The 22,529-nt window shown below is 39.2% G+C and carries 24 protein-coding genes and 2 tRNA genes; 15 read left to right on the top strand and 11 right to left on the bottom strand.

Translation table 11 applies throughout. The annotated features are described in order from the left end of the window. The first annotated feature begins 229 nt into the window (after positions 1-229). Together DWZ47_RS18025 and DWZ47_RS18020 are read left to right on the top strand one after the other, a co-directional pair. Complete coding sequence (locus DWZ47_RS18025) at positions 230-520, top strand: hypothetical protein (protein ID WP_117514040.1); 291 nt, start codon at positions 230-232, stop codon at positions 518-520. 133 nt (positions 521-653) lie between these two features. Beyond that, positions 654-2,192, top strand: coding sequence for a carbon-nitrogen hydrolase family protein (locus DWZ47_RS18020; protein ID WP_117514039.1), 1,539 nt, complete (start codon positions 654-656; stop codon positions 2,190-2,192). A 97-nt stretch (positions 2,193-2,289) separates the two neighbouring features. Here the strand turns inward: DWZ47_RS18020 and DWZ47_RS18015 are convergent, their stop codons facing one another. Then, positions 2,290-3,339 (bottom strand): DUF2776 domain-containing protein, encoded by a 1,050-nt coding sequence (locus DWZ47_RS18015; RefSeq protein ID WP_004303305.1) that lies wholly within the window; start codon positions 3,337-3,339, stop codon positions 2,290-2,292. Positions 3,340-3,549: 210 nt separating this feature from the next. Between DWZ47_RS18015 and ileS the strand changes: the two genes are divergently transcribed. From ileS to DWZ47_RS17990, 5 genes are all read left to right on the top strand, one after another. Further along, positions 3,550-7,038: an isoleucine--tRNA ligase gene (gene ileS / locus DWZ47_RS18010; protein ID WP_008640149.1), complete on the top strand. Its 3,489-nt coding sequence runs from the start codon at positions 3,550-3,552 to the stop codon at positions 7,036-7,038. 35 nt (positions 7,039-7,073) lie between these two features. Further along, positions 7,074-7,454, top strand: a complete 381-nt coding sequence (locus tag DWZ47_RS18005) for a TraR/DksA family transcriptional regulator (protein ID WP_004295883.1) — start codon at positions 7,074-7,076, stop codon at positions 7,452-7,454. Between the two features lie 97 nt (positions 7,455-7,551). Continuing rightward, positions 7,552-8,208, top strand: coding sequence for a lipoprotein signal peptidase (locus tag DWZ47_RS18000; RefSeq protein ID WP_117514037.1), 657 nt, complete (start codon positions 7,552-7,554; stop codon positions 8,206-8,208). Further along, a complete protein-coding gene (locus DWZ47_RS17995; RefSeq protein ID WP_117514035.1) occupies positions 8,198-9,274 on the top strand; it encodes a DUF4296 domain-containing protein in 1,077 nt (358 codons plus the stop codon). Before DWZ47_RS18000 ends, DWZ47_RS17995 begins: the two co-directional genes overlap by 11 nt. 5 nt (positions 9,275-9,279) lie before the next feature. Then, on the top strand, positions 9,280-9,666 hold the full coding sequence (locus DWZ47_RS17990) for a hypothetical protein (protein WP_004303301.1): 387 nt from the start codon (positions 9,280-9,282) through the stop codon (positions 9,664-9,666). On the opposite strand, the gene DWZ47_RS17985 is transcribed toward DWZ47_RS17990, so the two are convergent. Then, positions 9,617-10,381 (bottom strand): TrmH family RNA methyltransferase, encoded by a 765-nt coding sequence (locus DWZ47_RS17985; RefSeq protein ID WP_117514033.1) that lies wholly within the window; start codon positions 10,379-10,381, stop codon positions 9,617-9,619. The two genes, DWZ47_RS17990 and DWZ47_RS17985, sit on opposite strands and share 50 nt — an antisense overlap. A gap of 143 nt (positions 10,382-10,524) precedes the next feature. Here DWZ47_RS17985 and DWZ47_RS17980 point away from each other — a divergent pair, with 143 nt between their 5' ends. Then, positions 10,525-12,834: a BamA/TamA family outer membrane protein gene (locus DWZ47_RS17980; RefSeq protein WP_117514031.1), complete on the top strand. Its 2,310-nt coding sequence runs from the start codon at positions 10,525-10,527 to the stop codon at positions 12,832-12,834. Here DWZ47_RS17980 and DWZ47_RS17975 read toward each other — a convergent pair. The 4 genes from DWZ47_RS17975 to DWZ47_RS17960 all read right to left on the bottom strand — a co-directional run bounded on the left by DWZ47_RS17975 (position 12,788) and on the right by DWZ47_RS17960 (position 14,953). Further along, a complete protein-coding gene (locus tag DWZ47_RS17975) occupies positions 12,788-13,240 on the bottom strand; it encodes a hypothetical protein (RefSeq protein WP_117514029.1) in 453 nt (150 codons plus the stop codon). The genes DWZ47_RS17980 and DWZ47_RS17975 overlap by 47 nt on opposite strands. A 93-nt stretch (positions 13,241-13,333) precedes the next feature. Beyond that, positions 13,334-13,885 carry a DUF3332 domain-containing protein gene (locus DWZ47_RS17970; protein WP_004295891.1) on the bottom strand — a complete coding sequence of 184 codons (552 nt, stop codon included), beginning with the start codon at positions 13,883-13,885 and terminating at the stop codon, positions 13,334-13,336. A gap of 93 nt (positions 13,886-13,978) precedes the next feature. Continuing rightward, on the bottom strand, positions 13,979-14,428 hold the full coding sequence (locus DWZ47_RS17965) for a DoxX family protein (RefSeq protein ID WP_004303298.1): 450 nt from the start codon (positions 14,426-14,428) through the stop codon (positions 13,979-13,981). A 90-nt stretch (positions 14,429-14,518) separates the two neighbouring features. Further along, positions 14,519-14,953: a copper resistance protein NlpE gene (locus tag DWZ47_RS17960; RefSeq protein ID WP_008647909.1), complete on the bottom strand. Its 435-nt coding sequence runs from the start codon at positions 14,951-14,953 to the stop codon at positions 14,519-14,521. Positions 14,954-15,097: 144 nt separating this feature from the next. On the opposite strand from DWZ47_RS17960, the gene DWZ47_RS17955 reads away from it, so the two are divergent. Continuing rightward, positions 15,098-15,346 carry a DUF6965 family protein gene (locus DWZ47_RS17955; RefSeq protein ID WP_004295894.1) on the top strand — a complete coding sequence of 83 codons (249 nt, stop codon included), beginning with the start codon at positions 15,098-15,100 and terminating at the stop codon, positions 15,344-15,346. 112 nt (positions 15,347-15,458) lie between these two features. Here the strand turns inward: DWZ47_RS17955 and DWZ47_RS17950 are convergent, their stop codons facing one another. After that, positions 15,459-15,881: a BT0820 family HAD-type phosphatase gene (locus DWZ47_RS17950; protein ID WP_004295895.1), complete on the bottom strand. Its 423-nt coding sequence runs from the start codon at positions 15,879-15,881 to the stop codon at positions 15,459-15,461. Positions 15,882-15,977: 96 nt separating this feature from the next. On the opposite strand from DWZ47_RS17950, the gene DWZ47_RS17945 reads away from it, so the two are divergent. From DWZ47_RS17945 to DWZ47_RS17920, 6 genes are all read left to right on the top strand, one after another. Further along, a complete protein-coding gene (locus DWZ47_RS17945; RefSeq protein ID WP_117514027.1) occupies positions 15,978-17,366 on the top strand; it encodes a peptide MFS transporter in 1,389 nt (462 codons plus the stop codon). A gap of 82 nt (positions 17,367-17,448) precedes the next feature. Beyond that, a complete protein-coding gene (locus DWZ47_RS17940) occupies positions 17,449-18,252 on the top strand; it encodes an MBL fold metallo-hydrolase (RefSeq protein WP_004295897.1) in 804 nt (267 codons plus the stop codon). Positions 18,253-18,341: 89 nt separating this feature from the next. Then, positions 18,342-18,414, top strand: a tRNA-Lys gene (locus DWZ47_RS17935). A gap of 32 nt (positions 18,415-18,446) precedes the next feature. Continuing rightward, positions 18,447-18,519: transfer RNA gene (locus DWZ47_RS17930), tRNA-Lys, on the top strand. A gap of 278 nt (positions 18,520-18,797) precedes the next feature. After that, positions 18,798-19,937: a site-specific integrase gene (locus tag DWZ47_RS17925; protein ID WP_117514025.1), complete on the top strand. Its 1,140-nt coding sequence runs from the start codon at positions 18,798-18,800 to the stop codon at positions 19,935-19,937. Continuing rightward, positions 19,934-20,104, top strand: a complete 171-nt coding sequence (locus tag DWZ47_RS17920) for a helix-turn-helix domain-containing protein (RefSeq protein ID WP_083790858.1) — start codon at positions 19,934-19,936, stop codon at positions 20,102-20,104. The genes DWZ47_RS17925 and DWZ47_RS17920 overlap by 4 nt, the downstream gene beginning before the upstream one ends. Positions 20,105-20,240: 136 nt before the next feature. On the opposite strand, the gene DWZ47_RS17915 is transcribed toward DWZ47_RS17920, so the two are convergent. The 4 genes from DWZ47_RS17915 to DWZ47_RS17905 form a co-directional block, all read right to left on the bottom strand. Then, entirely contained in the window at positions 20,241-20,843 is a 603-nt protein-coding gene (locus DWZ47_RS17915) for a GNAT family N-acetyltransferase (protein ID WP_109115690.1), read from the bottom strand. Further along, positions 20,843-21,010, bottom strand: coding sequence for a hypothetical protein (locus tag DWZ47_RS30685; RefSeq protein ID WP_171033286.1), 168 nt, complete (start codon positions 21,008-21,010; stop codon positions 20,843-20,845). The genes DWZ47_RS17915 and DWZ47_RS30685 overlap by 1 nt, the downstream gene beginning before the upstream one ends. A gap of 181 nt (positions 21,011-21,191) precedes the next feature. Next, the gene (locus DWZ47_RS17910) at positions 21,192-21,401 is read right to left on the bottom strand and encodes a hypothetical protein (RefSeq protein ID WP_128131944.1); all 210 of its coding nucleotides are present in this window, start codon (positions 21,399-21,401) and stop codon (positions 21,192-21,194) included. Positions 21,402-21,511: 110 nt separating this feature from the next. Then, positions 21,512-22,528 carry a hypothetical protein gene (locus DWZ47_RS17905; RefSeq protein ID WP_055268768.1) on the bottom strand — a complete coding sequence of 339 codons (1,017 nt, stop codon included), beginning with the start codon at positions 22,526-22,528 and terminating at the stop codon, positions 21,512-21,514. Position 22,529 lies beyond the last annotated feature (1 nt).

Below are 22,529 nucleotides of genomic sequence, written 5' to 3'. Positions count from 1 at the left end.
TCATTAGCCTTTTTATTTTAATACACTATATAGAATCGCGGAGACGCTTACGAATTTACTGAAAAAGAATGCATAAAATAGATAGTATAATAAAATATATATTTGTGTAAAAGATACTTTTGTTTTTCAATTTATTAGACTAACTTTGATGAATAAACTTATAGCTAACATTGTTTGCTATTCTTAATTCTCACAAATTAGCTGATTATTTTTTTATATTGCTACTATTATGATTAGAATTATAGCTAGTATAAGGTTATATAAGGATGGTCGTAGAACTCCATTTTCTAGTGGTTACCGCCCTTTATTTGATTTTATTGAGGAGACAAAAACTTCTGGTCAAATAACTTTGCTTGATAGGGAATATTTTTATCCCGGAGATGAGGGGATAGTTGAAATAGCTTTTCTTATTAGAAGAGCTTTAGGAAATAATTTTTCTGAAGGCACCAAGTTTACTTTTGGAGAAGGACGAAAGCATGTAGGAGAAGGTGAGGTAAAAGAAATATTAGAGTTAGAGTAATGTCAAAGCAGATAAGTTTGAATTGAATAACTCAATTTACATAAAATACTATTGTTAAATTTTTCTTGATTTGAAAACACAATTAAAGGAATAGCTATACCTTTGCACTATCTTTTATAAAACACGTATTGTTATGGAACAACATCCGATAAAAATTAATAAAGTGCAGATACGCAATTTGCAAATAGAAGATTATGTACAGTTATCCCAGTCGTTTACCCGCGTCTATTCAGATGGTAGCGATGTGTTTTGGACTCGTGAGCAGATCCAGAAGTTAATTAAGATTTTTCCGGAAGGTCAGATTGTCACAGTAGTCGATGATAAAATAGTTGGTTGTGCTCTTTCTATCATTGTTGATTATGATAAAGTAAAGAACGACCATACGTATGCACAAGTGACAGGTAAGGAAACATTCAATACACATAATCCCGAAGGAAATATCTTGTATGGCATTGAAGTGTTCATTCATCCGGGTTATCGCGGTTTGCGCCTAGCACGTCGTATGTATGAATATCGTAAGGAACTATGCGAAACATTGAACCTGAAAGCTATCATGTTTGGCGGACGTATCCCGAATTATCACAAATATGCTGACAAAATGCGTCCGAAAGAATATATCGAACGAGTGCGTCAACGCGAGATTTATGATCCGGTACTAACTTTTCAGCTATCGAATGATTTTCATGTGCGAAAGGTGATGACCAATTATCTGCCGAATGACGAAGAATCGAAACATTATGCCTGTTTGCTTCAATGGGATAATATCTATTATCAGCCACCTACGCAAGAATATATCAGTCCTAAAACTACGGTTCGTGTAGGATTGGTGCAATGGCAGATGCGTAGCTATAAAACGTTGGACGACCTGTTTGAACAAGTAGAATTCTTCGTGGACGCAGTATCTGATTATAAAAGTGATTTTGTTCTTTTCCCGGAATATTTCAATGCTCCTTTGATGTCGAAGTATAATGATAAAGGAGAATCACAGGCTATTCGCGGATTGGCAAAGTATACCGATGAGATTCGGGAACGGTTTATGAATCTGGCTATTAGCTATAATATCAACATTATAACAGGAAGTATGCCATACGTAAAAGAGGATGGGCTACTTTATAATGTCGGTTTCCTTTGCCGACGGGATGGAACCTACGAAATGTACGAGAAATTACACGTTACCCCCGATGAAATAAAAAGCTGGGGACTGAACGGTGGTAAACTTCTGAACACTTTTGATACGGATTGTGCAAAGATTGGGGTTTTGATCTGCTATGATGTCGAGTTCCCCGAACTTTCCCGCCTGATGGCAGATCAGGGAATGCAGATATTATTTGTTCCTTTCCTGACAGATACCCAGAATGCCTACTCCCGTGTTCGTGTCTGTGCGCAGGCACGTGCCATCGAGAATGAATGTTTTGTAGTCATTGCCGGAAGTGTAGGAAATCTTCCCCGTGTGCACAATATGGATATTCAATATGCCCAATCAGGTGTATTTACTCCATGCGACTTTGCTTTTCCAACAGACGGAAAGAGGGCGGAGGCAACTCCTAACACCGAAATGATTTTGGTATCGGATGTTGACCTGGATTTGCTGAACGAGTTGCATACTTATGGTAGTGTACGCAATTTGAAAGACCGTAGGAATGACCTGTATGAGGTGAGATACAAGAAATAAAAAGAGTGACGCTATGCTGTCCGGATAGCGTCACTATATGCCTTGGATAGCGTCACTATCCGGGGCATATAGTGACGCCCTTTTGATAGAATATTTTTTATTTGGATGACGTGCCACTCTCCAATATACTAACGATAGAAAACAGCGTAAAGCAAATAGCTCCGAGACCTACCAAAACACGTGCCGGAATGAAATAATCAGCATGTATAGTGGCAAACTCGAATACAAAAGCCGCCAGGAACAGGCAAGTCAATGCCGTTAATACCGGAATCATAGGAATACGGTTGGCTAATTTGAACTCTTGCCTCCATATCTTAGCCAGCAGGATTACTTTGCTGGAAATACTGTAACATACCAACCCCAATCCGAGCATAATATATCCGGTGGTACCGTTTGCACTTCCGGAATCTGCCAAAATCACGAATAATCCCCATACAAAAGAGATAGATCCCATTAATAAAACCAGTTTCGGCCATTTATTCCGTTCTTTTTCTGAATAATCATTACGTATCTGGCGTGCTATGGTAGCTACCAGTGCAATCAAACTGGTACAAATACATGCCAGACCGACCATTACATGCCCCGCCACAAAATAAGCAGGATGAGAATGACTGTTGCCCAATAATACAAATGCCCATATCCATGCGATCAGCGAAACGATGATGGCAACAATTACCAATGCCCGTCTCTGATTAAGGGAAAAAGCTCCTTCCGGAACTTCATTACTTGTCGCTTTTGAATTCCTCGGAATTAAAGAGAATCGGGTAGAAGAGGTGGCGGCGGTAGCTACACAAGTAGTAATAAATCCAACGCCGGTGATAACGTGTCCTGCAACAAATGCAGAGGTGGAAGTGGCATTACTGAAAATGCAGATGCCTCCAATAATAGTAATGATGGCTGCCAGATAGCCTATGATCGGCAAAACGTATTTGGCCGATTTATTATAAGTATGTATGATTTGCCGGATGATAGTGGCAGCCGTGCAAAACAGTGCAATGCATATCATACCGAGTGAAAACACAACAGGACCGGCCACAACACGACTCCCGTCATCTCCATAACCATAAATAAACGCTCCGTATCCGAAGCAAAAAATAGCCATCGCCAAAGGGATTGCTCTGAATAAAATGCTAATACCGTAATTCATAAGTTAAAGTGCTTTTAGGTTTCCCACTAAAACAAGGAGATACTTGTTTTGTTTAGGCTGTAGGCGGTTTATAATCGTTAACTTCACACGAATCCGATTAAAAGTCCTAGCTTTTTGCTCAACTAAACAAATGTTTTTGTAAATTTGCACCCTTAAAAATGGGGATACCCCTCAAATTGTAAATTGTAAATAGTAAAATCGTAGACAGCTATGGGTAAGAGATTTACTGAATATTCGCAGTTTGACCTTTCGCAGGTGAACAAAGATGTGCTGAAGAAATGGGACGAGAACCAGGTTTTCGCCAAGAGTATGACAGAACGTGATGGCTGTCCTTCGTTCGTGTTTTTCGAAGGACCTCCCTCGGCTAATGGTATGCCGGGTATTCACCATGTAATGGCTCGTACCATTAAGGACATTTTCTGTCGCTACAAAACGATGAAGGGTTATCAGGTGAAGCGTAAAGCCGGATGGGATACGCACGGACTGCCTGTGGAACTAAGTGTAGAAAAGGCATTAGGTATCACAAAAGAAGATATTGGTAAGAAAATCTCTGTTGCCGACTACAATGCGGCTTGTCGGAAAGACGTGATGAAATATACCAAGGAGTGGGAAGACCTGACTCATCGGATGGGATATTGGGTGGATATGAAGCACCCTTATATCACGTATGATAATCGCTATATTGAGACATTATGGTGGCTATTGAAGCAACTGCATAAAAAAGGATTGTTGTATAAAGGATATACGATCCAACCATATTCACCGGCTGCAGGAACAGGATTGAGCTCACATGAGTTGAATCAACCAGGCTGTTATCGGGATGTAAAAGATACAACGGCCGTTGCCCAATTTAAAATGAAGAATCCTAAACCGGAAATGACGGAATGGGGAACTCCTTATTTTATCGCTTGGACAACTACTCCATGGACATTGCCTTCAAATACGGCTCTTTGTGTGGGACCCAAAATTGACTATGTGGCTGTACAGTCTTACAACGCTTATACCGGAGAACCTATCACGGTTGTTCTGGCAAAAGCTTTATTGAATGTACACTTCAATGCAAAAGCTGCTGATCTGAAATTGGAGGACTACAAAGCCGGAGATAAACTTGTACCATTTAAAGTGATTGCCGAATACAAAGGTACTGATCTTGTCGGTATGGAATATGAGCAGTTGATTCCTTGGGTAAAACCGGTTGAGGTATCCGAAAATGGCAACTGGAAGCCTAGTGATAAGGCTTTCCGTGTAATACCGGGTGATTATGTTACTACAGAAGATGGTACAGGTATCGTTCACATTGCACCTACATTTGGTGCGGATGATGCGAATGTGGCACGTGCTGCAGGAATCCCGTCACTGTTCATGATTAATAAGAAAGGCGAAACTCGTCCGATGGTGGATTTAACTGGTAAATTCTATCTGTTGAATGAGCTGGATGAGAATTTCGTAAAAGAATGTGTTGATGTAGATAAATACAAAGAATATCAGGGTGCATGGGTGAAAAATGCTTATGATCCTCAATTTATGGTGGATGGCAAATACGATGAGAAAGCTGCGCAAGCTGCCGAATCTTTGGATATTGTCATTGCCATGATGATGAAAGCAGACAACAAGGCTTTCAAGATAGAAAAGCATGTCCACAACTATCCGCACTGCTGGCGTACAGACAAACCGGTACTTTATTATCCGTTGGATAGCTGGTTTATCCGTTCTACCGCTTGCAAGGAGCGAATGATGGAATTGAATAAAACCATCAACTGGAAACCGGAATCTACCGGAACCGGCCGTTTCGGCAAGTGGCTGGAAAATCTGAATGACTGGAACCTTAGCCGTTCTCGTTATTGGGGTACTCCATTACCTATCTGGCGTACAGAAGATAATACGGATGAGATATGCATCGAGTCTGTAGAAGAACTTTATAATGAAATCGAGAAATCGGTAGCTGCCGGATTTATGAAATCCAATCCATACAAGGATAAAGGTTTCGTGCCGGGTCAATATTCGGAAGAAAATTATGATAAGATTGATCTTCACCGTCCTTATGTAGACGACGTCATATTGGTATCGAAAGATGGCAAACCGATGAAGCGTGAATCAGACTTGATTGATGTATGGTTCGATTCGGGTGCTATGCCGTACGCGCAGATCCATTATCCGTTCGAAAATAAAGAACTGTTGGATAACCGTCAGGTATATCCGGCTGACTTTATCGCGGAAGGAGTAGACCAGACTCGTGGTTGGTTCTTTACCTTGCATGCTATCGCTACCATGGTATTTGACAGTGTGTCCTACAAAGCTGTTATTTCTAACGGTCTGGTACTCGATAAGAACGGTAACAAGATGTCTAAGCGTTTGAATAACGCTGTCGATCCGTTTACTACGATTGAAAAGTATGGTTCCGACCCGTTGCGTTGGTACATGATTACCAATTCTTCTCCGTGGGATAACCTGAAATTTGACGTTGAAGGAGTGGAAGAGGTTCGTCGTAAATTCTTCGGTACCTTATATAATACGTATTCATTCTTTGCGCTTTATGCGAATGTAGACGGATTTGAGTATAAAGAAGCGGATGTACCGATGGCAGAACGTCCGGAGATCGACCGTTGGATCTTGTCTGTATTGAATACATTAATAAAGGAGGTAGATACATGCTATAATGAATATGAACCGACAAAGGCAGGACGTTTGATTTCTGATTTTGTGAATGATAATTTGTCTAACTGGTATGTTCGCCTGAATCGTAAACGTTTCTGGGGTGGTGAATTTACACAGGATAAATTGTCTGCTTATCAGACATTGTACACTTGTCTCGAAACAGTTGCCAAACTGATGGCTCCTGTATCTCCGTTCTATGCAGACCGTTTGTATACTGACTTGATTACAGCAACAGGACGCGACAATGTAGTTTCTGTCCATCTTGCCGAATTCCCGAAATATCAGGAAGAAATGATAGACAAGGAACTGGAAGCCCGCATGCAAATGGCACAGGATGTTACATCTATGGTGTTGGCATTGCGCCGCAAGGTGAATATCAAGGTACGCCAACCGCTGCAATGTATCATGGTTCCGGTGGTAGATGAAGAGCAGAAAGCTCATATCGAAGCTGTGAAGAACCTGATTATGAATGAAGTGAACGTAAAAGAAGTCAGATTCGTTGATGGTGCAGCCGGTGTATTGGTGAAAAAAGTGAAATGTGACTTTAAAAAGCTAGGCCCGAAATTTGGCAAGCAAATGAAAGCAGTAGCTGCTGCTGTTGCAGAAATGTCACAGGAAGCCATCGGTGAATTGGAGAAAAACGGAAAGTATACATTAAATCTGGATGGTGCGGAAGCTGTTATTGAAGCATCAGATGTCGAGATCTTTAGTGAAGATATTCCGGGATGGTTGGTTGCCAATGAAGGCAAACTGACAGTAGCGCTTGAAGTGACTATTACCGAAGAACTGCGTCGCGAGGGTATTGCCCGTGAACTGGTGAACCGTATTCAGAATATACGTAAGTCAAGCGGCTTCGAGATTACAGATAAAATAAAAATAACAATCTCGAAAAATACGCAAACAGATGATGCGGTAAATGAATATAATACTTATATTTGTAACCAGGTTTTAGGCACATCTCTTGAACTTGTAGATGAAGTGAAAGACGGAACAATGCTGGAGTTTGACGACTTCTCATTGTTTGTGAACGTGATAAAAGACTAATACTATATTGATTAACCTTTTAAAATTGTAAAGTTATGGCAGAAAAGACTAGATATTCGGATGCGGAACTCGAGGAATTCCGTGCCATTATTATGGAGAAACTGGAATTGGCACAACGTGACTATGAACAGTTGAAGAAAAGTTTGATGGGACTGGACGGTAATGATACCGACGATACATCTCCTACGTATAAAGTATTGGAAGAAGGAGCTAATACGCTCTCCAAGGAAGAAACGACCCGACTGGCACAACGTCAGCTGAAGTTTATCCAAGGATTACAAGCTGCTTTGGTACGTATTGAGAATAAAACGTACGGCATTTGCCGTGAAACCGGGAAGTTGATTCCGGCAGAACGTCTGCGTGCTGTTCCTCATGCTACATTAAGCATTGAAGCAAAGAACAGTGGTAAAAAATAACAGATAGCAAGTAGGCTACAGGTAACGAGCTACAAGTAGCTGCGCAAAGTTTACGCACGGCACTTGTAGCTCGTTATGTTTAACTTATAATAAACACATGAAGAAACTATTCACGAAGGGGAGAATTGCCCTTCTCGTTATCTTTTCCGTATTGATTATTGACCAGATCATCAAAATCTGGATTAAAACTCACATGTACTGGCATGAAAGCATACGTGTGACAGATTGGTTTTATATCTATTTCACCGAAAACAACGGAATGGCTTTCGGTATGGAGATTTTCGGCAAGCTGTTCCTGACAACATTCCGTATTGTTGCAGTGGCATTGATAGGATGGTATCTTTATAAAATAATAAAGAAAGGGTTCAAAACAGGCTACATTGTCTGTGTGGCTCTTATTCTGACCGGTGCTTTAGGAAATATCATAGACAGTGTGTTTTATGGAGTTTTCTTCAATGAAAGCACTCATTCGCAGATTGCCAGCTTTATGCCCGAAGGCGGTGGATATTCTACCTGGTTTTATGGAAAAGTGGTGGATATGTTTTATTTTCCGATTATAGATACAAACTGGCCTACATGGATGCCGTTTGTGGGCGGAGAGCATTTTATATTCTTTAGTCCGATCTTTAATTTTGCGGATGCCGCTATCAGTTGCGGTATCATTGCCTTGTTACTCTTTTATAGTAAATATCTGAATAAGTCTTATCATTCGCTGGATAAAGATAAAAAGGAAGCTACGGATCATGAAAAATAAATTTCGGTTTCATCTGTGTCTCATCTGCATGTTCGTTTTTGCGGTAGCCGGGTGTAAAGTGAAAAGACCCAGTGATGTAATCTCGGAATCGAAGATGGAGAATTTGCTGTATGATTATCATGTGGCAAAGTCTATGGGAGATAATTTGCCTTATAGTGAGAACTATAAGAAAGCATTGTATATCGACGCCGTTTTCAAGAAATACGGGACTACACAAGCTGCATTTGACTCATCCATGGTTTGGTATACCCGTAACACAGAGATTTTATCGAAAATTTATGATAAGGTGAAAAAACGCTTGAAAGACGAACAGGAACTTGTTGGCGACCTGATAGCCAAGCGTGATAAGAAACCGAAAATGACTAAGCAGGGTGATAGCATCGATGTCTGGCCGTGGCAGCGTATGGTACGTTTGACCGGTGAAATGATGGATAATCAATATGTATTTACTTTGCCGACCGACTCTAACTACAAAGAACGGGATACACTGGTATGGGAAGTGCGGTATCGTTTCTTGGAGCCGATGATTGCCGACTCTTTAAGAGGTGTCACTATGGCTATGCAGGTGATTTATGAGAAAGATACGATCAATCATTGGAAAAAGGTGACTGAACCGGGTGTGCAACAAATTCGTTTGTTTGCAGACACATTAGGTTCGATGAAAGAAATAAAAGGGTTCATTTATTATCCGATGGATAGCCAGGAAAAAGGCGGGGCAGTATTGGCCGACCGCTTCATGATGACTCGTTATCATTGTACGGATACGCTCGCATTTGCCGTACGCGATTCTTTGAATAAGATAGAAGCATTGAAAGCGGATTCTTTGAAGAAGATAACTACTAAAGAAAATGCCGACTCTTTACATAAGGTCATAGACAAGAATAAAGATGACATTCAGCGTCTGACACCGGAAGAGATGAACCGTCGTCGTACGGGAACTCATCGTGAGAAGAAGCCGGAGCAGATTCAGGTGGAACAGCATATCCAAAAGGAACGGATAGAGCAAAGAAAAGAACGCCAGATGAATCAACGTAGGAAGCAACAGCAAAGACGTTCAAACAACTGATTGTAATGAAACGTTTTGCTTCTCATTATTTGCTGATACCTGCCGTCGGATATATGAAGCAGCAGGTAGTGGAGATCACTGACGAAGGAGTTGTCCGAGGAGTGTTCCCATTGACCGAAGAGATTGAATCGGTTGAATGGATGCCGGGAGTGATTGTGCTGCTTTCTGAAAGTCAGATGGAAGAAATAAAAAACACTGGGATGATTTTAAAAAACATCCCAGTGTTTCAAATTAATCTTCCCAGTGTTTCGAATCAATCTTCCCAATGTTTTAATGAGTATCTGCAGGAAGCAGAAAAGAAGGGGGAAGCTTTATTTCCTTATTTGTTTTATCCTTTTGATTTTACTTCCATGCAGCCTGTCGACGGAACTCGGCACAGATTACTGCGGTAGCAATGGCTACATTCAGAGACTCGGATGTCTCTTGGCCTGCCGGGTAATTGGGGATATATAATTTTCTATTGATTAATGTGGCTACCTCTTTTCCTATGCCATTCCCTTCATTTCCCATTACGATCAAGCCATTGGCCGACAATGGTTGTTCATACATGTTTTTTCCATCCAGAAACGTACCGAACACAGGAGTATCTTCGAGCGACCGGATAAAATCGGGGAGGGAAGTATAATGTACTTTCACCCGGGCAATTCCACCCATAGTGGCTTGTATGGTCTTAGGGTTATATACATCTACCGTATTCTGCGAGCAGATAATATGTTCGATGCCAAACCAGTCGGCCAAACGGATAATGGTACCCAGATTTCCGGGATCCTGTACATCGTCCAATGCAAGGCAAAGTGATGAACGAACTGCCTCCGGATCCAAAGTATATTGTAGTTGTTCGAAAATAGCAAGTACCTGTTGGGGAGTTTTCAATAAACTGGCCCGTGAAAGATCTTCCTGTGAAACTTCTACCAGTTCACTTGCGTCAATACCCGGATGCTCCTGAAACCAGGAGGGAGTGGCAGCTAAAAAACGACAGGGGAAATGTCCGAGTAAATCACCTACCAATTTAGGACCTTCAGCCAGGAATACCCGCTCTTCTTTACGTATTTTCTTCAGTTCCAGCGAGTGGATATACTTTATTTTGTTTTTACTTAATGATGCCATAGATTTGATATTCTTTTGCAAAGCTATAAAGATATTTCCAATCTATCCTTACTTTCTTCGTCTTTTTCTTAAATTATTTTCCCCGTCGGAAAATATAATTTATCTTTGTAGGCGCATTTTTCATGCTATCGATGTAAAACCGTATGAGGAGAAATTTTCTTTGTTTGCTTGCTTCTGCTGCTGTCATGTCACTTGCTTCGTGTACTACCACTAAGTTTGTGCCGGATGGATCTTATCTGCTGGATGAAGTCAAAATTCGTACGGACCAAAAAAATATACGGCCTTCTTCCTTGCGCATGTATGTTCGTCAAAATCCTAATGCCAAGTGGTTCAGCCTGATAAAGACTCAACTTTATGTCTACAATCTGTCGGGGCGTGATTCAACCAAATGGGGAAACAAATTTTTAAGAAGGATAGGGGATGCTCCTGTAATATATAGCGAGGACGAAGCGAAACGCTCTGAAGAAGAGATCACTAAGGCTGTGCACAATATGGGATATATGGCGGCAACCGTGAAGCGTTCGACTAAAATAAAAAAGAAAAAGATTAAGCTGTATTATGATGTAACGGCCGGCAACCCCTACGTTGTTCAATCTATCAAATATGATATTTATGATCCTAAAATAGCCTCTCTTCTCAAACAGGATTCTGCCAGAAGCTTGTTGAAGGAAGGAATGTATTTGGATGTGAATGTATTGGATGCGGACAGACAACGTATCACGAATAAGTTGCTTCGGAATGGCTATTATAAATTTAATAAGGATTATATCGGATATACGGCCGATACGGTTCGTAATACTTATAATGTAGATCTGACTCAACATTTGCAGATGTATAAAGCGCATGCGAGTGATTCGGCAAGGGCACATCAGCAATATTGGATCAATAAGATTAATTTTATTACGGATTATGACGTTTTGCAGTCTTCTGCCTTGAGCAGTGTGGATATTAATGATTCGGTTCATTATAAGGGATATCCGATTTACTATAAGGATAAGCTCTATTTACGTCCTAAAGTGCTTACGGATAACCTCCGGTTTGCTTCCGGCGATTTGTTTAATGAGCGTGATGTGCAGCAAACTTATTCCAGTTTCGGGCGTTTGTCTGCATTGAAATATACGAATATCCGTTTTATCGAGACTCAAGTTGGAGATTCAACAATGCTCGATTGTTACGTGATGTTGACTAAGAGCAAGCATAAATCGGTATCCTTTGAGGTAGAGGGAACCAATTCTGCCGGTGACTTGGGAGCGGCAGCTTCCGTTTCTTTCCAGAATAGGAATCTCTTTCGCGGGTCGGAAACGTTTATGATAAAATTCCGTGGAGCGTATGAGGTTATTTCCGGGCTTCAGGCAGGCTATTCAAATAATAACTATACGGAGTATGGAGTGGAAACGAGTATCAACTTTCCTAATTTCCTGTTCCCATTCATTTCCTCTGATTTTAAACGGAAAATCAGGGCTACAACAGAGTTTGGTTTACAGTATAATTATCAGTTGCGACCGGAGTTCTTGCGTACGATGGCTTCTGCTAACTGGAGTTACAAGTGGACACAACGTCAGAAGATACAACACCGTATTGATTTGATAAATATTGCTTTCCTTTATTTGCCCCGTATCTCTGAAAGGTTTAAAGAAGACTATATAAATAAAGGACAGAACCATATATTCCAGTATAATTATCAGGATCGACTGATTATAAATATGGGATATAGCTATAATTATAATAGCGTGGGAGGATCGATTATCAATAATACGATTGCTTCTAATTCATACTCCATCCGTTTTAATTTCGAATCGGCGGGAAATGTAATGTATGCTCTGTCAAAGGCTGCAAACATTCGGAAGAACAGTAATGGTGAATACGCTATTCTGGGAATTCCTTATGCTCAATATCTGAAAGGGGAGTTTGATTTTGCTAAGAATATCAGAATCGATTATCGTAACTCTTTTGCGTTTCATGCTGGTGTGGGAATAGCTGTACCTTATGGAAATGCGAAGACTATTCCGTTTGAGAAACAATATTTCTCTGGTGGAGCCAATAGTGTCCGCGGATGGAGTGTTCGCGATTTGGGACCGGGCTCTTTTGCAGGAAATGGGAATTTGCTCGATCAATCCGGAGATATTAAACTGGATGCCAGTATTGAATACCGAAGCAAGTTATTCTGGAAGTTTCAGGGGGCGGTATTTATTGATGCTGGTAATATCTGGACCATCCGGAGTTATGCCAATCAACCGGGAGGGGTTTTCAAGTTTGATAGGTTTTATAAGCAAATAGCAGTGGCCTACGGATTAGGTCTCCGCCTGGATTTGGATTTCTTTATTTTGCGTTTTGACGGAGGTATGAAAGCTGTCAATCCTGCCTATGAAACGAGGAAAGAGCATTTCCCCATCATTCATCCTAAATTCAGTCGTGACTTTGCTTTCCATTTTGCTGTGGGATATCCTTTCTAATCAGCCATTTATTATTTACTCTTACTAATTCGAGCGTATCTTGCAGGGAACTTACGTATTCCATTTTTCCTCCGATGGGATGAATGACGAATGCATTTTTGATTTGGCAGACAACCGACGCTTCTTCTAAATTAGCATCTATCTCACTTGAAATAACAGAAACTTTTGCAGCGCCTCGTGTCTTAAGTTGCTCCAGATGGGTTTGCCCGACATTAGATGCTAAGAAACTAAGATAAGATTGAGAAGAAGGCGTGCTCCATTCTTTGGCGACCGTATAATTGAAATTATAAAAGGTTTCACAGAAATCTATGGCTGTCTGTTCTATTTGAGTTTGAGGAGTTTGTTGCTGACAAGATAGACAGGTGAAGATTAGAACAGAATAGATAAGTGTATATAGTTTATTCATAGTACAAAAGATTCTTGATAGAAGAAGATAAGATTGAAAAAGGAGATGAAACTCCTATATGATGTTTCATCTCCTTCGTATTTGTTTTTATTTTTAGCGGGCGGCAAACATAAAATTGCTCATTGTAGCCTGGCGTGCTGCCAGCATGCCTTGAGCATCCAGCGTTACATTCATCTTTTCGCCATTTGGCAAGAACAAATCAGCAGTGCCATCATTGTTCATTTTTACTAATTCAGCGCTTTCACCGTTTGCAACGACATTCCATGTGTTGGCTTCTTTGTTGTAGATCAGGTCCATTGAAGCAGTTTCGCCCTCTTTAGTAATGGAATATCCATTCTCAAGAGTTTTCACCATGTAGTTGCCGTTTTCTCCTTTTACTTTCTTTACGTCACCTACATTAGCCATCGGATTGGAGCCACTCCAGAATTCGATTGAGTTGATAACTAAAGCATCAGCCAGGTAAGCTACACCATAAACTGGAACAATGTTGAAAGCAAGGAATACGAGTTCGTTTACAAACTTGTTTCCAACTGATTGATTCCAGGAAGACAGGCGGTTGAATAAACCAAATGATCCTACACAAGAACTGAATAATAAGCTACCACTAAGTACTACTGCGACTAAAGTCAGTTTTCCTCTTTTCATGTTAAAATGTTTTTGATTAATAAAAAATATTGATAATTTCTCTCTTATGTGTATGCAAATATAATATTTTTTAATTAATCGGGGCTGTTATTTCTAATTTTTGTATGCTCTTGACTTCCGCCGTGACAATTCGTTTCCTATGATATGGTCTATTGAAAATTTACCGGGACCGGCAATATACATCAATATAAATACAACTAAATAGATGAAAGCTAGCTCTTTAACCGCAAATACGTCATTAGCATGAACAACAAAGAAGGCTACTATCATTGTGAAAATCATCGGGATCATTGCCAAGCGATACAGGAATCCGATGATAAATGCCATCGAACATACGAGTTCGCCAAAAATTGCTAATCCGAGAGATAGGGGACTTCCTATTCCAAGCGGATCAGGAAATACTGCTGACATCTCCTGGAAGTTACTCCATTTCTGGATACCGTGGTTCATTAATAATATACCGAAGATGATCCGGACAGCCAATAGCAACAAAGATACTTTCGTTGTATTCGATTTTGTGGGAAATAAAAAACTATAAATCATAAGTTGTTCTATTTTTAAGTTTATATCTATTTATATAAACATAAAAAATATTGAATTTGTTCTCTATTGATAGCAAAATTTGTTTGGACCTTATTTCTTATTTAAAACATAATGGTCTGCAAGTTCTCCGGTTATTTCTTGTTTATCCATTGTTAGTTTGCGTAAATGATTTTCTTCTACTTTATAATAAGAAAGTTCTCCGCCTTCTTCATTAAGAGTCAATAGGTTGTCTTTTAAAGTATATGTACCTTTTTCGTCAAATGAGCTGTCTCTATCGATATATACGGAATGGAGGCTGAATGTTTTGTCCGGATTTAATGTCAGGGTTGTTTCAATACCCGGACAATCGGCAGCGGGGAAAACTCCTTTATAAGTTCCTTCGTAATCAAGTGAATTTTCCGCATTATGGATATCGGTTACTTCGATTGAAGTACTGTCTGCACCGGCACTCTTGTTTGTTTTCGCGCTATTGTTGCATGCTGCCAAAAGAGCACATGAACATACTAAAATGAAAATTTTCTTCATTATTATTGTTTCTATTAGTTAGCCTAATTGAGTATATTGGACGTAAAGGTATAAATTTAAAATGGAATCTTTATAGTAAAAAGAAACGAACAACTTTATTTATGAATAAATAAACTTTGTATCTTTGCGGAAAATTCTAAAGATATGGCACAACATACTTATGACAATGAAGCTGTTCAGGAATTATTGAACTGGGCAAAAAAGATGATTGAGACAAAGAATTATCCAACAGAAAGATATCAGGTCAATAAATGTACTACCATTATTGATGGTAAATCGTATTTGGAGTCTTTGATTGCAATGATTTCCAGAAACTGGGAGAATCCGACTTTTCATCCCACTATTGAGCAATTATGGGAGTTTAGGGAAAAGTGGGAAAATAAAGAAGCGTAGCAAATTGCGATTCAATGTTGAATGATAAATCATTTATGAATATAGAAATGCACTCTTATCTGACATGATTAGAGTGCATTTCTATTTTATTAGTTTGATATTTATCAGCTTCCTAAAAAGGCAGCCATCTTTTCTTCTTTTTCAGGGATGTTTTTTCTTCTTCTCCGTTTTGGCTATAGATATCTGCAAACGTCTTTTTCTCTTTAATCATTTCGTAAATGACTCCCCAGTCTGGTAAACCACCCAGATTTCGATCGTCAATGAACATGTCGGCTTTCAACTTTCGAGAGAATCCCTGATGGCCTTTCTGCTCTTCAGGATAATCCTTATTAACGGCATAAAATTCTAAACCTCTGGCTTTACACCATTCGACAGCTTCGTCCAGAAGTGCTCCTTCACGCACACTCCACAGTATTAAACGATGCTTTTCTTGTTGCAATAACTTCAATGTGTCAACAGCGAATGGAATCTCTTCACCAATGCGTGGATAACGATGTTCTACAATCGTTCCGTCAAAATCAACAGCTATAATCATAGTTTTTAATTACCTAATTTGGAACAAAGATACGGACAGTAAGCCAAAAAAACGTATCTTTGTCTCAAATTAACATTTTAATAAAAATATAAATACATGAACAATTCCCCTCAGCGTGCTGCTAAAGGCTTTACGAGAGCATTTTGGGTCAGCAACACAGTCGAACTGTTTGAGCGTATGGCATATTATGCCGTTTTTATCGTTCTCACTATTTATCTATCTTCCATTTTAGGTTTTAATGATTTCGAAGCAAGTATGATTTCCGGGCTTTTTTCCGGTGGATTGTATCTGCTTCCTATTTTTTCCGGTGCTTATGCTGACAAGATCGGTTTCCGGAAATCAATGATTATAGCATTTTCCTTATTATCCATCGGATATTTAGGGTTGGGTGTACTGCCCACTTTACTGGAAGCTGCCGGTTTGGTTAGTTATGGTGCCACTACTCAATTTAATGGTTTGCCTGATAGCTATACCCGGTGGATCATCGTGCCGGTTTTGTTTGTACTTATGGTGGGAGGTTCTTTCATTAAGTCCATTATCTCCGCTTCTGTGGCTAAAGAAACAACGGAAGCAACCCGTGCCCGTGGTTATTCCATATTTTATATGATGGTAAATGTGGGTGCTTTCACCGGTAAAACGATTATCGATCCTTTGCGTAATGTCATTGGTGAACAAGCGTATATCTATATTAATTATTTCTCCGGTGCGATGACAATAGTTGCTTTACTTGCTGTTATTCTTCTTTATAAATCGACGCATACGGCAGGTGAAGGAAAAAGTCTCCATGAGATTGGACAGGGATTTATGCGAATCATCACAAACTGGCGTTTATTGATTCTTATTTTGATTGTTACTGGTTTCTGGATGGTGCAGCAGCAGCTTTATGCCACTATGCCTAAATATGTGATTCGTATGGCTGGCGAGACGGCAAAACCGGGTTGGATTGCCAATGTGAATCCGTTTGTGGTGGTTTGCTGCGTTAGTTTTATCACCCGTTTGATGGCCAAACGCAGTGCGATTACTTCGATGAATGTGGGAATGTTTTTGATTCCTATTTCGGCATTACTGATGGCATGTGGAAATTTGTTGGGTAATGATCTTATTACAGGTATGAGCAATATTACTCTGATGATGATTGCGGGTATAGTTGTGCAGGCGCTTGCCGAATGTTTCATTTCACCGCGTTATCTGGAATATTTCTCTTTACAGGCTCCTAAAGGAGAAGAAGGAATGTATTTAGGATTCAGTCATTTGCATTCATTCCTTTCTTCCATTTTCGGTTTTGGTCTGACGGGAATTCTGCTCACTAAATATTGTCCGGATCCGGCTTTGTTCGAGACGCGGGAAGCATGGGAGGCAGCTAGTGGAAATGCCCATTATATATGGTATTACTTTGCTGCTATAGGCCTGATTGCCGCTGTAGCGCTACTCTTATTTGCAAAAATCACCGAATCCATCGACAAAAAGAAGGAGGCTTCTCGGTAATTCTCTGCTTTTTTATGTATATTTGCCGTCACTTTGCTGTAAAAGTTGACGGCATTTTGCATTTTAATAAAGAGGATAAAACATGAAAGTAAAATTTATAAGCCTGGCGAGTGGCAGTAGCGGGAACTGTTATTATCTGGGCACTGAAACCTATGGAATACTGATAGATGCCGGAATCGGCATACGTACTATCAAAAAATCACTGAAAGATTATAATATCTTGATGGATAGTATTCGTGCGGTATTTATAACGCACGATCATGCTGACCATATTAAAGCAGTAGGTAATCTGGGAGAAAAAATGAATATTCCTGTTTATACAACCGCACGTATTCATGCTGGAATTAATCGTAGCTATTGTATGACGGAGAAACTTAGCTCGTCAGTTCGTTATCTGGAAAAGCAAGAGCCTATGACGCTGGAAGATTTTCACATCGAATCTTTTGAAGTGCCACACGATGGAACGGACAATGTGGGGTATTGCATTGAAATTGATGGCAAAGTCTTTTCTTTCTTAACCGACCTTGGAGAGATTACTCCTACAGCTGCTCATTATATCAGTAAAGCCCATTATTTGATACTTGAAGCCAACTACGATGAGGAAATGCTCAAAATGGGGCCTTATCCTCAATATCTGAAAGAACGGATTGCAAGTAAAACCGGACACATGAGTAACTCTGATACTGCAGAGTTTCTGGCGGAAAATATCACTGAACATTTGCGATATATCTGGTTATGCCATTTAAGTAAAGACAATAATCACCCGGAGCTGGCTTATAAAACGGTGGAATGGAAATTAAAGAACAAAGGTGTTATTGTAGGCAAAGATGTGCAACTACTTGCTTTAAAGCGAAATACGCCTTCCGAGCTTTATGTGTTCGAATAAAGACGAAAAAAAGATAGTAAAAAAGCTGCATGATTGTTTGGTCAAATAAAATAAAAGACCTACTTTTGCAACCGCAAACGAGGAATTAAGCACTCTTAGCTCAGTTGGTAGAGCAACTGACTCTTAATCAGTGGGTCCAGGGTTCGAATCCCTGAGGGTGTACAAATTCAACGTTGCAATAAAAATAAAATGTTGCACTCTTAGCTCAGCTGGTAGAGCAATTGACTCTTAATCAATGGGTCCAGGGTTCGAGTCCCTGAGGGTGTACTAGGAAAAAGGAGGTTTTTACCTCCCTATTTTGTTGGTTTACAGCAGATTAATTGAATAGATGTTATATGAATTGACATCTAAAGGAGTATCAAAAGATAGTACTAATTACGTCAAACTATGACAAGGTATAGTAAATAGTGACATATTTGTGATACCAATGCGATACTAGGGGATGATACCGGTGTGATACCAATGTGATACCCGGTGTGATACCAGACGTAAATCTTCCCAATTTCTCCTTATCTACATTTATCAATCATACTTAAAGTAAAAGTATGAACAATGTATCTGTACGGCTCGTCTTTGATAGAAAGCACGTAGCCACCAAAAAACGTCAATCCTCCGTACAAATGGAGGTTACTTATCAGCGGAAACGCAAGTATGTCGGAACTGGCATAAAACTCTATTCCGACCAGTGGGGCAAAGACCTGAAAGTTAAAAATCACCCCCAGTCATTAGTGTTCAACCAAAAGTTGAATGATATGGTATCTGGGATATATGATTTTGTCTATCAGCTCTCTTCTCAAAACATTCCTTTCACCTTTGAAAGATTGGAACGGTATTTGAACAATTCGGAATCCGGAACCACAAATTCATTTCTGTCCTTTATGGAGAAACGGATATACGAACGGCAAGTTACTGATTCAACGAAGCGAAGGCAGAAGTGTGTACTAAAAGCACTGAAAGAATTTGGCAGGATTAAAGATTTTACTGATATTTGTGATGAAAATATCAGAGCATACGATGAATTCGCCAAAAAACGATGCAAATGCCAGTCTTCGGTATATAATTATCACAAGATACTGAAAGTGTTTGTAAGAGAAGCATACGCGGCTCATTTGATTTCAGAGAATCCATATCAGAATTTCAAATTAGATCGCGGCAAACGTGTAGCAAGAAAGTTCTTGACTAAAGAAGAACTGACTAAACTTGAAACTAAACAGATTGATGATATGTGCCTGAATCGTGTGAGAGATCTTTTCCTGTTTTGTTGTTATACTGGTTTGGCGTATGCGGATTTGGCAATTTTTAACTTCAAAGATGCTATAATGACAGACGGAATGTATAGAATACGAGATGAGAGAATAAAAACCGGAACTCCTTATAATATATCACTCATGGATAAAGTTATGAATATATTAAAGAAGTATGAGTTTAAGTTGCCTGTTATATCTAACCAGAAGTACAATTCATATTTAAAAATTCTGGGGGCGTTCTGTGAAATAAAAAAGAAGTTGACGAGTCACGTTGCCCGGCATACCTTTGCCACTACTATTGCATTAGCCAATGGTGTGAGGATTGAGGTTATCAGCAAAATGCTTGGACATACGAATATCCAGACTACGCAGCTATATGCGCATATATACCAGGCTGAAGTAGACAAAGAGTTTGAACGACTTAACAATATTGTATGAAGGTGAAACTTGTCACTGTAAGAGAAGCAGCTGATTTTCTTCGTATATCTTACAGAACGGCTCAACGATACTTGGCTGAAGGAAGAATACCGTACACCAAGCCAGCCGGTAGAGTATTGATAAAGGAGCAAGACTTGATGAACTTCGTCAATATGACGAATAGATAAAAATATATGCCTCGGTTACTTTGCACTGTGTGTCATTTATGACTTACCAAAATAGGTAAAAGCCCAGATTACTGTTTTGACACATGGTATTCACCCTAAGTGACCGGGGTATTTTTCTTTGTTAGAAGAAAACAAATTATGATTTTAGGATAATCAAATCAAAATACATTAAACGAGTACGTTTATACTCTGGTTCTAGGTCTAGTTTCATGTATTCTATTTCATCTGCAATATTTTCAAATATAAATTTGAATCCATTACGCTGATAAAAATCTATCACTTTTTGATGATTAGAGGCATCAACAATAATATAACGGCATCCAGTCTTATTTAATGGATCAATAAACCAACCTTTTATAAAAGACAAAATTTCATCACCAATATGTTTTCCGGCAAAGGAATCAAATACAGCTAATTGTCCAACTAATACAGCTGGATATTGAGAGTTGCGTTTAATATTGGGTATTGGGCGATTTATTTTGTTTTTTATATTTTTAGGTAAGGACGAAACGGGCAACATTGAATTGGATACGGTAAATGCTGCAACTAATTCTAAAGAAGTGTTAGCCTTGACGAAACCGTATGATTTACCAAGTAATTGATTGTTGTAATTTTCAAAATCATTTTTGAAGAAATTTTCAATATCCTTATCGTGAGTGCATGAAAAGTCAGAACAGTTCTCTATTAGAGGTCTGCTCCATTCAACAAATTCGCAATTATCTTCGATAAATGTACCCACTATTTGAATTTACGAAGGTTTGATTTTTCCAAAATTCTTTTGGTCATTTCTACTTCACGCGAAAAATCAACGGTCCCTCGTTTTTTCTCATTCTCACGGGCAATCTTTTCAAATTTTTCTGCGACTTTGCCGGTTAATGTTGGTATTGGTTTGATATAAATTGCCATAAATCAATTGTTTTACGAGACAAAGATACAACATTAGTTTTACTTTTTATTTCAGCACCATTAAAATCATCTTTATCAGCACTACTTTTAACACAAAGTTCAGTATCTACAGCATCATTAACAAGAATACGGTGAGCAACATCACTATTACCCACCGTATCATTTACTCTAAGAGTAGTACTTACAGCACTCCTAACAGAAGTCCTATGACTCCCCAGATTATATCATGCCAATCAGCTACTCCTTTCCTTATCCATTTGTCTAAAACAACTTCTTTGGCGACAAGTATAATCAGAGTGATTAGTATGGCACTCCAAACAGGTATAAGGTATTTGAGTACATCATAAATCAAGATACCGGCAATCAGATGCTGGGCACCGTCCATTCTCATGTGGTTAAAGCAGAATTCATCTATTTTCTGCCTAATTCTTTTTAGAAGATCCATGTAATTTTTGAGGTTAATTTTTAATTTTGAGATGATGCTATCATATTAAAACCATTTCATACATGCCAAGGGTTTTGATATGGGTCATAAGATGTTTGAAAGGTTGCCATCTGCCAGTCTGTAAGAGGCTCTTTCTTGTTATCAATTTTTCTCGGAATTTGAGGATTTAATTTTAGCCTGGAAGCGTCTTTTAGCCATTGCATAGAATGGTCGTAGTCATCTATTCGTACAGTACTGATATTGTTAGGAGAAATCAGTTTGTGCAACTCGTATAATGACAGTTGAACCATGTGACGTTTCAAGTTATAGTTTCTTGGGTCATGGTATCTGATATTCCTTTCCAGTTCCGGTACATCAGCATTGGGATTGATTATAGGATAATAAATTTTTCCTTTATATTCTACATATTCGTGTTCTGACAACTCATAAGAATTGAGTGAAGGATCATATTCTCCAATCATCCCCCAGCAGTCAGACTCCATTGGATTGACCAGACAGTCATAATTATCCATTGTTAGCAAGGTGAAGAATTTGCCTTCATATTCTACAACTTCCCATTCATTGTATGGAACGGTGTCCCACTTGTATGTATCAACCATTTCCCAGGCATTAACTTCCGGAATACGAATATCGTTGAAGTCTATGCCATTGGCGATGTCACATATATATGTCCTTCCTAAGAACTTTGTCACATCTCCGGGACGATAGTTTTTCATCTGGCTGTATTGTTCTATTTTTTCCAAGTCAAGTATCTCTTCTGTTTCGTGCCAATAAGATATAGGACAAGGAGCTTTGTAGCCATTGATAGCTTGAATTACCTCGCATATTTCTCCGTCAAGGTAAAAATGACATCCTATAGGATAACTGATTCTTCGATCATATTCAAAGATGAATTTACCTCGATTTAGTTCGCGTTCAATTTCGTAATTTTCAGTAAGGTAATCCATAATAGATGCTTCAGCGGCTTGTTCTGCCTGCACAAAACAAATATCTTTCCCACGGGTAAGCTGCGATAAAGCATCCTCCGTAATGATACCCAGATAATCGTTTTTGTTTAAAAACCTTCTATACATA

Source organism: Bacteroides sp. AF32-8BH (assembly GCF_003435205.1).
Taxonomy (GTDB): domain Bacteria; phylum Bacteroidota; class Bacteroidia; order Bacteroidales; family Bacteroidaceae; genus Bacteroides; species Bacteroides ovatus.
Note: the sequence above shows the minus strand (reverse complement) of the source record. Positions and strands in the feature narration are given on the sequence as shown.

Bases quoted from the DNA above. Each gene is read 5' to 3' on its own strand.
- DWZ47_RS18025 (WP_117514040.1), top strand. From the start codon at position 230: ATGATTAGAATTATAGCTAGTATAAGGTTATATAAGGATGGTCGTAGA.
- DWZ47_RS18020 (WP_117514039.1), top strand. From the start codon at position 654: ATGGAACAACATCCGATAAAAATTAATAAAGTGCAGATACGCAATTTG.
- DWZ47_RS18015 (WP_004303305.1), bottom strand. From the start codon at position 3,339: ATGAATTACGGTATTAGCATTTTATTCAGAGCAATCCCTTTGGCGATG.
- ileS (WP_008640149.1), top strand. From the start codon at position 3,550: ATGGGTAAGAGATTTACTGAATATTCGCAGTTTGACCTTTCGCAGGTG.
- DWZ47_RS18005 (WP_004295883.1), top strand. From the start codon at position 7,074: ATGGCAGAAAAGACTAGATATTCGGATGCGGAACTCGAGGAATTCCGT.
- DWZ47_RS18000 (WP_117514037.1), top strand. From the start codon at position 7,552: ATGAAGAAACTATTCACGAAGGGGAGAATTGCCCTTCTCGTTATCTTT.
- DWZ47_RS17995 (WP_117514035.1), top strand. From the start codon at position 8,198: ATGAAAAATAAATTTCGGTTTCATCTGTGTCTCATCTGCATGTTCGTT.
- DWZ47_RS17990 (WP_004303301.1), top strand. From the start codon at position 9,280: ATGAAACGTTTTGCTTCTCATTATTTGCTGATACCTGCCGTCGGATAT.
- DWZ47_RS17985 (WP_117514033.1), bottom strand. From the start codon at position 10,381: ATGGCATCATTAAGTAAAAACAAAATAAAGTATATCCACTCGCTGGAA.
- DWZ47_RS17980 (WP_117514031.1), top strand. From the start codon at position 10,525: ATGAGGAGAAATTTTCTTTGTTTGCTTGCTTCTGCTGCTGTCATGTCA.
- DWZ47_RS17975 (WP_117514029.1), bottom strand. From the start codon at position 13,240: ATGAATAAACTATATACACTTATCTATTCTGTTCTAATCTTCACCTGT.
- DWZ47_RS17970 (WP_004295891.1), bottom strand. From the start codon at position 13,885: ATGAAAAGAGGAAAACTGACTTTAGTCGCAGTAGTACTTAGTGGTAGC.
- DWZ47_RS17965 (WP_004303298.1), bottom strand. From the start codon at position 14,428: ATGATTTATAGTTTTTTATTTCCCACAAAATCGAATACAACGAAAGTA.
- DWZ47_RS17960 (WP_008647909.1), bottom strand. From the start codon at position 14,953: ATGAAGAAAATTTTCATTTTAGTATGTTCATGTGCTCTTTTGGCAGCA.
- DWZ47_RS17955 (WP_004295894.1), top strand. From the start codon at position 15,098: ATGGCACAACATACTTATGACAATGAAGCTGTTCAGGAATTATTGAAC.
- DWZ47_RS17950 (WP_004295895.1), bottom strand. From the start codon at position 15,881: ATGATTATAGCTGTTGATTTTGACGGAACGATTGTAGAACATCGTTAT.
- DWZ47_RS17945 (WP_117514027.1), top strand. From the start codon at position 15,978: ATGAACAATTCCCCTCAGCGTGCTGCTAAAGGCTTTACGAGAGCATTT.
- DWZ47_RS17940 (WP_004295897.1), top strand. From the start codon at position 17,449: ATGAAAGTAAAATTTATAAGCCTGGCGAGTGGCAGTAGCGGGAACTGT.
- DWZ47_RS17925 (WP_117514025.1), top strand. From the start codon at position 18,798: ATGAACAATGTATCTGTACGGCTCGTCTTTGATAGAAAGCACGTAGCC.
- DWZ47_RS17920 (WP_083790858.1), top strand. From the start codon at position 19,934: ATGAAGGTGAAACTTGTCACTGTAAGAGAAGCAGCTGATTTTCTTCGT.
- DWZ47_RS30685 (WP_171033286.1), bottom strand. From the start codon at position 21,010: ATGGCAATTTATATCAAACCAATACCAACATTAACCGGCAAAGTCGCA.
- DWZ47_RS17910 (WP_128131944.1), bottom strand. From the start codon at position 21,401: ATGAGAATGGACGGTGCCCAGCATCTGATTGCCGGTATCTTGATTTAT.
- DWZ47_RS17905 (WP_055268768.1), bottom strand. From the start codon at position 22,528: ATGTATAGAAGGTTTTTAAACAAAAACGATTATCTGGGTATCATTACG.